The sequence below is a fragment of the Marivita sp. genome (assembly GCF_965656765.1).
Classification (GTDB): domain Bacteria; phylum Pseudomonadota; class Alphaproteobacteria; order Rhodobacterales; family Rhodobacteraceae; genus Marivita.
Genome location: NZ_CBFHLV010000080.1, coordinates 1 through 12,027, shown reverse-complemented (window position 1 = coordinate 12,027; position 12,027 = coordinate 1). Strand labels below are relative to the sequence as shown.

9 protein-coding genes are annotated in these 12,027 nt (G+C 55.4%); 3 read left to right on the top strand and 6 right to left on the bottom strand.

Features of this window, described 5'->3' with window-relative positions:
- Window positions 1-869: 869 nt before the first annotated feature.
- The 6 genes from ACTG4M_RS15740 to ACTG4M_RS15715 all read right to left on the bottom strand — a co-directional run bounded on the left by ACTG4M_RS15740 (window position 870) and on the right by ACTG4M_RS15715 (window position 7,447).
- Complete coding sequence (locus ACTG4M_RS15740) at window positions 870-1,850, bottom strand: 2-dehydropantoate 2-reductase (protein WP_439124612.1); 981 nt, start codon at window positions 1,848-1,850, stop codon at window positions 870-872.
- A gap of 10 nt (window positions 1,851-1,860) precedes the next feature.
- Window positions 1,861-3,372 (bottom strand): acyl--CoA ligase, encoded by a 1,512-nt coding sequence (locus tag ACTG4M_RS15735; protein ID WP_439124611.1) that lies wholly within the window; start codon window positions 3,370-3,372, stop codon window positions 1,861-1,863.
- A 65-nt stretch (window positions 3,373-3,437) separates the two neighbouring features.
- Entirely contained in the window at window positions 3,438-4,949 is a 1,512-nt protein-coding gene (locus ACTG4M_RS15730; protein ID WP_439124610.1) for a tripartite tricarboxylate transporter permease, read from the bottom strand.
- A gap of 24 nt (window positions 4,950-4,973) precedes the next feature.
- The gene (locus tag ACTG4M_RS15725; protein ID WP_439124609.1) at window positions 4,974-5,477 is read right to left on the bottom strand and encodes a tripartite tricarboxylate transporter TctB family protein; all 504 of its coding nucleotides are present in this window, start codon (window positions 5,475-5,477) and stop codon (window positions 4,974-4,976) included.
- 25 nt (window positions 5,478-5,502) lie between these two features.
- Window positions 5,503-6,474: a Bug family tripartite tricarboxylate transporter substrate binding protein gene (locus tag ACTG4M_RS15720; RefSeq protein WP_439124608.1), complete on the bottom strand. Its 972-nt coding sequence runs from the start codon at window positions 6,472-6,474 to the stop codon at window positions 5,503-5,505.
- Window positions 6,475-6,595: 121 nt separating this feature from the next.
- Entirely contained in the window at window positions 6,596-7,447 is an 852-nt protein-coding gene (locus tag ACTG4M_RS15715) for a universal stress protein (RefSeq protein WP_439124607.1), read from the bottom strand.
- Between the two features lie 668 nt (window positions 7,448-8,115).
- Between ACTG4M_RS15715 and ACTG4M_RS15710 the strand changes: the two genes are divergently transcribed.
- The 3 genes from ACTG4M_RS15710 (at window position 8,116) to ACTG4M_RS15700 (ending at window position 11,974) form a co-directional block, all read left to right on the top strand.
- Window positions 8,116-9,516 (top strand): selenium-binding protein SBP56-related protein, encoded by a 1,401-nt coding sequence (locus ACTG4M_RS15710; RefSeq protein WP_439124606.1) that lies wholly within the window; start codon window positions 8,116-8,118, stop codon window positions 9,514-9,516.
- A 57-nt stretch (window positions 9,517-9,573) separates the two neighbouring features.
- Window positions 9,574-10,188, top strand: coding sequence for a hypothetical protein (locus tag ACTG4M_RS15705; RefSeq protein ID WP_439124605.1), 615 nt, complete (start codon window positions 9,574-9,576; stop codon window positions 10,186-10,188).
- Window positions 10,189-10,630: 442 nt separating this feature from the next.
- Window positions 10,631-11,974, top strand: coding sequence for a hypothetical protein (locus ACTG4M_RS15700; RefSeq protein WP_439124604.1), 1,344 nt, complete (start codon window positions 10,631-10,633; stop codon window positions 11,972-11,974).
- Window positions 11,975-12,027: the final 53 nt, after the last annotated feature.

Genomic DNA, 12,027 nt, shown 5'->3' with positions numbered 1-12,027 from the left:
AAGTTCATCGGCTGGGGTCGAAATTACCCTTGTCGTCTTGAACTGTGCGTTGTCAATTAGTGTTGGGCCAAGATTTGTGTTCCGGGGCTGGAACATTCCTTCGCTTTCGCTCTGAAGGGTTCTGAAACGGCCTGGCGGGAAAGCCCGAGGAGTCTTTTTTGAGTCGCGTTAAGTTTTTGGGCGTCTGATAACTACGCCAGTCATGCGTTGGTAGCGTCGTGCCTTTTGCAGCTTGCATAGGTTTGATGATCAGTCGCCATTCATGCGCCTGTCTGTGATACCAATTGCCTTCGCGTTCCAGAGCCAACAATCCTCTTTCGACCAACTCTTGATAGGCGCGTTGGACCGTTGCCTTGCCTATACTCTGCGCCTCGACGGCTTCTGCATAGGAGGATATCAGCTTGCCATTGTTTGAGCCGTTGAACCGCGAGTGTGGCTTCAACAATACCCTGACGGCCGCCCCAGATAAGATGCTACGGATCAAATTTAAGCAAGGCATATGGGACGGGCGCATATTGCCCCTCGTGATGCTTCCGTTTGCTTTTGCCCATCAGCGCTTGCTTTAAAATAACTGGCTAAGAATGCGCGCTCAGTGGTCCTGAAAGTTGTGTTTGCGCATCAGGCGGCGTTCAATTGTGTTTGGGGATCGGCTAATGAACATGGGATACTGTCCAACGCGCCTATTCGGCCCATGGCACACTGTCCTCTAATTAGGCCTGCAAAAGCAGTTTAGGACCAAAAGACTAGCAGCCTAATCGGAAAATCTGATCCGCCTCAAACACGCTAAACGCTGGTCAAGAAACCAACTCTTTCGACCCAAATCCAAGTAGGTATAAAAAGACCATTGTTGCGGCACCAATAACCTTGCATCAGGTCTGGTAGAGACCGGCAGTTCTTCCGCGCAGGGCGATGAGGGCCAGCACTGTATTGATGGTCGGCGTTGGCGTTTCGGTCACGCGACCAAGTTCTTTGACGGAGCCGACAAGTGCGTCGATCTCCATTGGGCGCCCTTGGTCGAGGTCTTGCAGCATGGATGTGCGGTGCGCGCCAACGTCAGCGCCGCCCTGAATGCGGCGGTCGACGTCGATCGGGAATTTGACGCCAAGCTTTTCAGCAATTTCTTGTGCTTCGAGCATCATGTTTCGGGCAACGTCCCGTGTTCCGGGGTCGGTGCACAGGACATCCAGTGTCGAGTGGGTCAGGGCAGAAATCGGATTGAACGAAAGGTTGCCCCAAAGCTTTACCCAAATCTCGTCGCGGATCTTTGGCCTAACGGGGGCTTTGAGGCCTGCCGCTGCAAGGGCTTTGGAAAGTGCCATCGCACGGTCGGACTTTGATCCATCCGGTTCGCCCAATGAAAAGCGGTTGCCTTCGATGTGCTTCACGACGCCTGGCTCAATGACCTCTGCGGCCGGGTAGACGACGCAGCCCAGCACTCGGTCTGGGCCAAAGCCATCCCATTGGGCGTTGCCGGGATCGACGGTTTCAAGGCGCGTGCCTTCCAGCGGGCCACCGATCTTGTGGAAATACCACCACGGAACACCGTTCACGCCAGAGACGATTGTGGTGTTGTCGCCAATCAGCGGCAGCATCTTGGAAACAACCGGCGGGACAGAGTGGGCTTTGAGCGTGACGATCACATAGTCCTGTGGTCCAAGGTCTTCCGCATTGTCAGACGCGGTCACGTTAACCGTCGTCTCGCCGCTTTCCTCGATCAGGCGCAGCCCGTTTTCGCGCATGGCCTTGAGGTGTGGGCCCCGGGCCACGAGGCTGACATCCGCGCCAGCCTCAGCCAGTTTCGCGCCCATGTAGCCGCCGATTGCACCAGCGCCAAAAATACAAATCTTCATGGCTTAATCCTTAACCGAGACCCAGCTTTTCGGCGAGGCCGATGCGTTGGAGTTTGCCTGTTGCGCCTTTGGGGATCTCATCAAGAATGAGCACTTTGCGTGGGACCTTGAACGCGGCTAGACGTTCGCTGGCGAAGTCGCGGATATCGCGGTCGGTTGCGCTTTGGCCCTCTTTCAGAACCACGGCAGCCGCGACATCTTCGCCAAGTTTGGCATGGGGCACTGCGAAGGTCACGCATTGGGCGACAGCAGGATGGTCCGACAATATGCCATCGACCTCGAGCGGGCTGATCTTTTCACCGCCACGGTTGATGATCTCTTTAAGGCGGCCTGTGAGAGACAGAAAACCGTCTTCGTCAAACATGCCCTGATCGCCCGTGCGGAACCAGCGCTTGCCGTCTGCGTCGAAGAAGTTCTTTTCGTTTGCCTCTGGGTTCGCCTCGTAACCGGGCGTGACGTTGGGACCGGAGATTGAGATCTCGCCCATACCATCCACAAGTCGGTTTTCGATTTCGTGGGCGATGCGTACTTCGGGGCCAGCGGGCAGACCAACAGCACCGGGCTTTTGGCGGCCCGGCTCAATCGGATTGCAACACATCTGGTGCGCCGCTTCGGTCATGCCGTAGGCTTCGACAACCGGTGCGCCAAAGGTGTCGGCCAATTGTGTCATCACGGGACCGGGCAGGGACGATGACGACGAGCGCAACAGGCGCAAACGTGCGTTTTTGATAATGTCTGCGTTGCGTGGTGCACGTGCCAGAATGGCTTGATGCATCGTGGGCACAGCGGTGTACCAAGTTGGATCAACCTCTTCGAGCCAGCCATAGAACCTGAGCGCATCAAATCCCGGTGCGCAGCTGATGGACGCGCCTGCAGCAAGCGATGCGCTTACTGCGGCGATCAGGCCATGGATGTGGAACAGGGGCATCACGTTGAGGCAGCAATCCTCGGGTGTCAAAGCCAGCGACACACGGATGTTTTCAGCGGACGCTGCGACATTGGATTGCAAAAGCGGCACGATCTTGGGGCGTGACGTGGTGCCAGACGTGTGCAGAATGAGGGCAACATCGTCGGCGGCGGGGACCGTGTCGGCGGCATCGCCTTTCGCGTCCGTGGACAGCGTGAAGGTGCCCGCAGGCTCTGTCGCAGTCAGTTCAATCACGGTCATGCCAAAGCGGTCCGCTGCGGCGCGCGCGGGTCCGTTGTAGCCCGCCTCAACAATGATGGCGCGGGCCTTTAGGTCCTCAAGGTAGAACGCAAACTCATCTTCCTTGTAGGCCGGGTTCAGTGGCGCCGTCGTTGCAGACTGCGCGACAGTGACAAACGCAGCGGCCATTTCCGGCCCGTTCGGCAAGACGATGGCAACCCGGTCACTTGCACCGATCCCCGCGCCGCGCAAAGACTGACGTACCGCCTTGGTCAACACTTTGAGATCGGCATAAGTCATCCATTCGCGGCCGGGTGCGCCGATTGCATGTGCATCGTCGGGGTGCTGCTGGATCAGGTCTTCAAGTCTTTGCATGGCGTGATGTTCATTTCTTGTTGTGTGTCGGTTGGCAGTGTTGCCAGTCATTGGGGACGCAATGGTTAAGCTGGGGCCTTCTGCATTTTACGGCGCAGCAACTTGAATGCGGGCAGGAGGATCAACACGATCGCGATCACTGTGATAGGCCCAGCGACTGGTCTGTTGAAAAAGATCATCGGGTCGCCTGATGACAAAAGCAAAGACTGGCGCATCGTCGGTTCGGCAATCGGTCCGAGCACAATCGCAAGAACGGCTGGGGCAAGCGGATAGTCAAACTTGCGTAAGAAGAAGGCCCCAATTCCGAAAATCACGATCAACCACAGATCATGCATGCTGCGAGATGCGGCAAAGCCCCCGACGATGGAAAGCACGAAGATCAGTGGGGCAAGGATGGTAAACGGCATCCGCAGCATCCAGACGAATAGCGGGATGAACGCTAGATTGATCAGAACTGCCGCCAAGTTGGAGATGTAGAACGACCCGATCAGACCCCACACGAACTCGCTTTGGTCGATAAAAAGGCGTGGACCCGGGGTCAGCCCCCAGATCACCATGCCACCCAAAAGGATCGCGGTGGTGGGGGATCCCGGAATGCCAAGGGTCAACATAGGCAGCATGGCACCCGTGGATGCCGAGTTATTCGCGGCTTCAGGGGCCGCGACGCCATCTGGCGATCCATTGCCATATTCTTCGGGTGTTTTGGACACCATCTTGGCCACGCCATAAGACATAAGAGACCCGGGTGTGGCACCAGCTGCCGGCAAAACGCCCACGAAAAATCCAAGAAGAGAGCCGATCCAGGTTCCTTTCCAGCCACGACGCACTGCTTCCTTGGTGTCAGAGACAAGGCCCTTCGCAGTCATCTTGGGGTTGGTTGTAGTGATCTCTCCGCGCGTTTGTTCAATTGTCCAGAGCATCTCTCCGATGCCGTAGACACCGATCGCCAGGACGATGAAGCCGATCCCGCGCAGGAAACCTTGGATGTCAAAAAGCACGAGCCTTGGTTCGCCGGAAATCGTGTCAAAGCCGACTGTCGCAAGCACGAGACCAAAGCAGATCGAGAAGACCGTTTTGGGAATGTCGTCACCCCCGAGGCCGACAAAGGTTGCAAAGGCCAGTAGCATCAATGCGAAGATCTCGGGCGGGCCAAAATTAAGCGCCACGGTCGCAAGTAGCGGTGCAAACAGCGTGAAGAATACTGTCGCGACGGTGCCGCCGACAAACGAGGCCAGAGCGGCTGTCACCAGCGCCAGACTGGCGCGGCCCTGTAGGGCCAATGGCCGCCCATCAAAGGTCGTCGCGACCGCAGTCGAAGCCCCGGGAATACCCAGCGTGACCGATGAGATCGCGCCGCCGTACATGGCCCCATAGTAGATTGCCGCAAGAAAGATGATGGCCGATGCGGGGGGCACGAGAAACGTAACCGGCAACAAGATTGCCACCCCGTTCACAGACCCAAGGCCTGGCATGGCCCCGATGAACAGTCCGACCGTCACACCGATCAGAATCAATCCGATGTTAATAGGTTCAAGCGCCGTAAAGATGCCGCTGACGAGAAAAGAAAAGACTTCCATGGTGATCCTTGGTGCGCAGCTGCGTCAGTAAATGATGTCGTACATCACGTCGAAGAATGGCTGCGTAAAAGGCAGACCTTGAGGCATCGAAATCTGCATCGCACCTTCGAAGAAAAAGAACAGGCCGATTGGCAGGAACAGGGCCATCACGAGTGTCAAAGCCCACGAATGGCGTCCCAAGAAACGTAGGTAGTAGATCAAAAAAACTGCGACGGCCCCATACATCGAAACGATTGAAATCAATCCGACAAACCCGATGATGCCGCCGCCGACATTCAGAACAGTGCGCCAGCCAAAACCATCCATGAGCGGCTCGTCACTGACAGATGCCGGGCTTTTGCCGCGCCACCAATTCCAAGCGATGGCAATACAACTGAGCAACATGCCCAATGAGAGCCAGAAGGGCCAGAACCCTCCTCCCGGTCCTTGGCCGCTGATGTATCCGATGGGAAGTTCAGTGCTCTTCCACATCAGATAGAGTGAAAAGAGGGCAAGGAGCCCCGCGAGCGATATCTCACCTTGGCGCATAAATGCCCCCTTTTCTTAGTCTGGTTTAGCCGTCGATTTCGGAAAGAAGCTGGCGGTGGTTGGCCACCTGTGTCGCCCAGTAGGCGCGCGTTTCCGCTTCATCCATTGGCAAAGGCGACAGGCTTTCGGACACAAGGTAATTCTGCCACTCTTCGCCGTCATAAACTTTGCCGAAAAGGTCGCGATAGTAGGCGGCAGCCTCGTCGGACATGCCCGGCGCGCCAACGATGGCCCGCTGGTTATAGTACGAGAAATCGTGGCCCTTTTCCTTCATGGTCGGCACATCAGGGTAGGCTTCCATGCGCTCGTCCGAGAAGGCCAGTAGGGGAACGAATTCGCCGGCTTCGTAAAAACCCTTGGCTTCGGCAGGGTTGTTCACAGTCGCCATGATCTGTTGACCTGCAAGGTCTTTGGCAACCGCACCACCACCATCATAAGGAATGTACTTAATATCAAGGTCATAGGCACCGGACATGTACGCGATGACGATTGAGTCTTCCTGGCCGGAACCGGTGCCGCCCATGACGTACTCGCCATCCATTTCTTTGACTTTTTCGACGTACTGCTCGAACGTCGTGATGCCGGAGTCTTTGTGCACCCAAAGGACAAACGGATCGACACCCATCATCGTGACCGGTGTGAACGCTTCGATATCGACACCCAGACCTTCTTGGCGGATTGGCGTCGTGTAGAACGAGTTCAGCGTCACCATCAGCGTATGATCAGGGTCGCGTGCATCCTTGAGATGCAAAAGCGACTCCGCACCAGACCCGCCGCCACGGTTGGTTGGGATCAAGGGGCGGTTCGTCATATCATTGGCTTCGACAACGGATTGCACGAAGCGCGCAATCTGATCCGCGCCGCCGCCGGGCCCTGCCATGATCGTGAAATCAATCGGGCGCGTGGGTTGCCAATCCTGAGCCAGTGCCGCCATTGGCAGTGCTGCAAGAGTGCTGCCGACAGCCAGCCCTAGAAAATACCGTTTTGTCAGTTTCATTGTGGTCTCCTCCCTAAAAAAATCCGTCAATTCGGACGTATCGTGGCGCGTATTGCGCAGTCTTCAGTCTGAGTGGGGTGTGCCCCACTATTTCGAGCCGTCTTGCGGCACGTTTTGTCGGTTAATGCGCCATCAGGATGGGCATTTCCGTATTGTCGACGAGGCGCTCGGTATTGCCGCCAAACAGCATCTCGGTCTCGTGGCTATGACTGTAGGCACCGATAATCAGCAGGCTGGCGCCAATGCTCTCGCAGGTCTTAAGAAGGCCCGTTGCGGGATCGCTCTCTTCGAAGCGCACGATCTCGGCCTCGACGCCGCGCAATGCGTAGTAGGCAACCAGCTCTTCCACAGTCGGTCCGTGGCTCTGGACTTTGCCCCCGGTCAAAATGCTGACTCGCTTGGCCGACTGAACGACATCCAACGAATTTGCGACGGCACGCGAAGCGGGCAGCGATCCGTTCCATCCCACCGCCACATGCTGCGCGAAGGTCTCATTTGGCTGCAGTTGCCCCGGGCAAATCAGCACGGGACGTCCGGCTCCATAAAGTGCTGCCTTCAAAGAGCTCTGACCAAGATTGCGTTCGCGCTGAGGCTTTGGCAGGACAATAAGATCGGACAGCCGACCGGCATGCTTGACGACATCCGCCATACGGCCCTGTTCTTCCGTAAAGGTGCACAGCGCGGTGCCCTCTGCGTTGGAGTCTTCACTCAAACCAAAATCAAGCGCCAAACGGTGCAAAATGCCGCGCAGATGGTTTTCCTGCCGATTGGCAAGCTCGGTGGCCTGCTCCAACATCACCTTGCGAGCGAATTCACTCAGCGGCACGCCTTGCGGCATAAGGTCTTTGGCCTGCGCACGACAATGGACGACGTTCACGTGTGCTTGATGTTGCTTGGCCAACTCCGCGGCGTGGGCCAGCACGGTCGCAACCATGCCATCGCCACGCACAGGAACTAAGATGGATTTTATCATCTCCAGAAGCTGCCCTTATCTCGGTGCGCGGTTCGATGCGCTGTTGTCAGTAAGCGAGATCAGCGGCTGTGCTGCAGGTCTTCGCGGTTGACGCTGTATTGATCGCGCAATTTTATTTCGTCAACAAAAAATAATTTGCAACTTACTTGCGGGGGCATTTTCTTGAGCTTTTTTAAGCCTTTGTAAATCGTAAGTTTTTTAGTACTCGAAGGTATACTGCGGTTTTGTCTGGCAGACGGGTTCAAATTTGAAAGTATTTTTCATCTTTTGGCGTATGCCTGGAATTCGAATCATTCGAAGGCGGTGGTCTAGCGTTTCGTTTATGGGTCCACTTGGGGTTAGGACGCCCTTCGCCACCTGCGTCGCCACAGGCCGTCACCCCATGCAGGTGCTGATTACAAGTCAGAGAAAAATCAACGCGAGTTCAAATGTCAGACAATTGATTGTCAGACTCATTTTTTTGCGCATAGTGTTCTGAGGGACGTTGGCTTTCCGGCGTCTGTTTTCGAGTTGGAGGAGCAGGCTAAGTCTGCGACGACACGCAAAGTGGCGTTGGGCGACGGCTAGGCAACTTTGAAAACCGGGGGAGGAGACCCCGCGATCTTGGCCTTCTGGCCCAAAAAACCTACCCCGCCCAAGCGGGTCTTTTCGCACACGGGAGGACCATCATGAATTTACGACCAGATCCAACATTCCACGCATCCCCTAAGCTTGCCATGCAAGCCCCGGTGGAGAATTACGCCTTTACCGTCATGCTCAGTCCTGATGGCTCGCAATCTGACGGCATCGCAGTGGTTGATCTAAATCCGAAATCAGACACTTATGGCGAAATCGTCCACCAGGTGATTGTGCCAAACAAGGGCGATGAATTTCATCACTTTGGTTGGAATGCCTGTTCGTCGTCTTTGTCGCCACTGACCGGCCACGCCTTTTTAGAACGCCGCTACCTGATCGTGCCGGGCATCCGATCCTCACGCATCTACATCATTGACGTGAAAGATCCTTTGAAGGCCCATATTCACAAGACGATTGAGCCAGAAGAGCTGTTTGAAAAAACAGGATACTCGCGCCCCCACACGATTCACTGCGGACCCGAAGGTATCTACGTCTCAACTCTCGGGGGCGGCGGCGAGGACGGCACCGATGGTCCTCCTGGTATTTTCATCATGGATTGCGAGACGTTTGAGATTATCGGCCGCTACGAGATGGATCGCGGTAAGCAGGACAAGCACTACGATTTCTGGTGGAACCTGCCGCAGGACTACATGGTGTCCTCTGAATGGGGTTTGCCGCCGCAGTTTGAAAACGGCGTTGTGGCCGAGGATTTACTGTCCAACAAATACGGCCACTCGATCCACTTTTGGGACCTGCGTGCGCGCAAAAATGTCCAGACAATTGATCTGGGTGAGAACTACCAGATGGCGCTGGAAATCCGGCCCGCTCATGATCCCACCAAGTCCTACGGATTCTGCGGTGTGGTTGTGGACACCACCAACCTGCAAGGTGCGATCTTCACCTGGTGGCGCGATGACGACGGGGTGTGGCAGGCCAAGAAGGTCATCACCATTGACCCGCGTCCGGAAGACCCAGACAATCTGCCACCGCTTTTGCAGGGCTTCGGCGCGGTGCCACCATTGGTCACCGACATCGACCTGAGCCTTGATGACAAATATCTCTATGTCGCATGCTGGGGACTGGGTGAGATGCATCAATACGACGTGTCGGACCCATTCAACCCAAAGCTGGTGGGCAAGGTAGAGGTCGGTGGCATCGCAAAAGGCGCGGCGCACCCCAATGGCAAGCCTTTCGCTTTTGGTCCGCAGATGGTTGAGGTCAGCCGCGATGGAAAACGCGTTTACTGGACCAACTCACTTTACTCCACTTGGGACGATCAGTTCTATCCCGATGATGAAGGTGGGCAAATGGTCATGGCGGACGTAGGCGAGAACGGGGGGCTGACGTTGAACAAGGACTTCTACATCGACTTCCCCAAGGGCTTGCGATCCCACCAAATCCGCTTGGAGGGCGGTGATTGTTCGACTGACAGCTTCTGCTATCCGTCTGTCTAGGTGTTTGGCGAACTGAACACGGTGGCGGCTCTTTGGGGAGCCGTCATTTTTTCTGGCATGTACCATGGTTTGAACCCCGGTATGGGGTGGCCGCTCGCGGTGTCGGCCGCATTGATGGAGCGAAAAACAAGCGCAATGCCAAAGGCGCTGGCAATGCTGGCATTCGGGCACTTTCTTGCCATGATCGGTATTTTACTGCCGTTCTCCCTGATGGTTTTCTTGGTGGAGTGGGAGGTTCAAATCCGCTTCGGAGCAGGCGTTTTGGTCATTGCCATGGGGCTATACCTGCTGATCAACCGCCGTCATCCAAAGACGCTTGCCCGCGTTCACCCGGCCCGTCTAGTGCTTTGGTCCTTCCTCGCCGCGACAGCCCATGGCGCAGGCCTGATGCTGGTGCCGATCTATCTGGGTATTTGCGGCATTGGCGCAGAGGAGACAGGGCATTTGGCGGCGCAAACGTTGATGTCCAATAATATCTTGACTGCCTTCGCCGTCGCGCTTGTGCATACCTTTTCGATGACCTTGGCAGGTGGTGTTTTCGCTTTGATTATTTACCGCTGGTTGGGTCTTAAGTTCCTGTCGCGTACGTGGTTCAATCTCGACATCGTCTGGGCGCTAAGCCTGATCGCGGTCGGTGCATTCGGAATTGCGTCAGCGTATTGGGCCCACTGAGAAGAAGCATTTTTTCGATACATGTCACTTTGTAAGGCGAATCGAGTGGGTGCCGTATTCTGACGCTTCAAGGTCAATGGACGCCACGTGGTCTCGCACGATCCGAGAGTATTGGCGCTTTGAGATATGAAAGCGGTCATAGAACGTAGATACGTTTCAACCCCAGGAGGTCGATGTCCCGGGCGTCTTCGCTGTCTCGATCTCCTGGTCGAACAATGAAACAGAAAGCCTGCGGTGTTCAAATCCTCTTATCTGTCCCAAAGGTGCTGACATCAGACAATCGTAGACGCCATTGGCGCCAACCTTCAGTTGGTCGAACGTCAAGCCTCAAAGCTACCCAAGTACGCGAAAACCCTAAGTGTTTGGTGCGCGACTCAATTGACTCGGATCGAAAAAAAAGGATTGCTGCAGCCATCGTAAATTTTTGGGATTTTCTTGATTCATGGAAAACGAATTATCAAACGAACTTTTTTCGACGCTCGAAGCTTTGGGGCCCTTGGCTGGATTTGCTCCGACAGAGGACGGGCCGCTCGACTTCGAAGATATCCTGTCATTCACTGTTGGGGATTATCTGGACCTTCTTGATTATATCGAGCAACAGCTAGAGATTGTCCGCCCGACGCTACAGGCTTTGCTTCAGAATCCTGAGTTTCTAGCAGATGAAGGTTTGGATGCCGAAGAACTGCAGTTTCTCGAAGACTTTGCAGCCGGCAACAACACAGAGATCACCCAAGGATTTGCCGAGGCACGCGCGGCCTTGTCGGAATACTCACGTGACACGTTGATCAGCAGCATTTCCGGTTTCGACACCGAAGCCGAAGTGCAGACGACTTTTGATGCTGCAGAGGTGCGTCTCTCTGAATTGCTGTGGAATGACGTAAACGGCATATTCACTTCGCCAACTTTTACTGTCGACCCGGATACAGGGGAATGGTTCGTCGACGGCGCTGCGTTTTCGTGCAGTTCTTTGAATGAACTTTGGATGTTGATTGGCGAAGCTGTCAGCAATTCGCTCTATGCTTATTTTGGGTCACAAACGGCATTGATTTCTCAATTGGCCAGTCAAGGCATTGATGAGTTTGATCTGTCTTTCGCAGCTTCGGTTGCCGAGGCGGCATCGGCGCAGGCTTTGGCTGCTCTGCAAACCTTTGGCGATGCCGTTCAAAGAACGTCCGTGATAGATTTGCCCGTGGTTGAACAGCAGGCGCTGGATTATTACGAGGCCATTCTGCAAGAGATGGCCGGAGTTATTCCGGAATTGGCGGATCCGCTGAGCGATCTGATACTTGGCCTGCAGGGTGCCAATCCAAACGCTTTGGTGGCTTTGGGCGCTGGAGCGTCTGGCACGGACGAAAGCGATTTGTTCTACTTCAATGCACTGGCAAATATTTTTGACGCCGGTGCAGGTGCTGATTTGCTGTTTGGGTTCGCAGGCAACGACCGGTTCACGGGGGGCGCCGACGACGACACCATTCTGGGCGGTGAAGGGAATGCCGATACTGCGGTCTACAGGGGAGAGGCTGCAAGGTACATCTTGCAAATCGATCCCGAGGGAACTGTCCAAGTCACCGACCGAACAGGGCAAGACGGTACAGATACATTGACCGGCGTTGAATTGCTGGAATTCGCGGGACAGCAGGCCTTCCGTCTCGTAGATCAGGTGGGCATCGCGACATTGTCCGAGGAAGACATCAGTACATTCATCGAGCTCTATATCGCGTATTTCAACCGCGCACCTGACTCCGAAGGTCTGAACTTCTGGCAGGGGAATCGCGTTTGGAACTGAGGTCGTGATTGAGCGGGGTTGCTTCTGACGGAGCGATGGATTCTGGAGCTGGG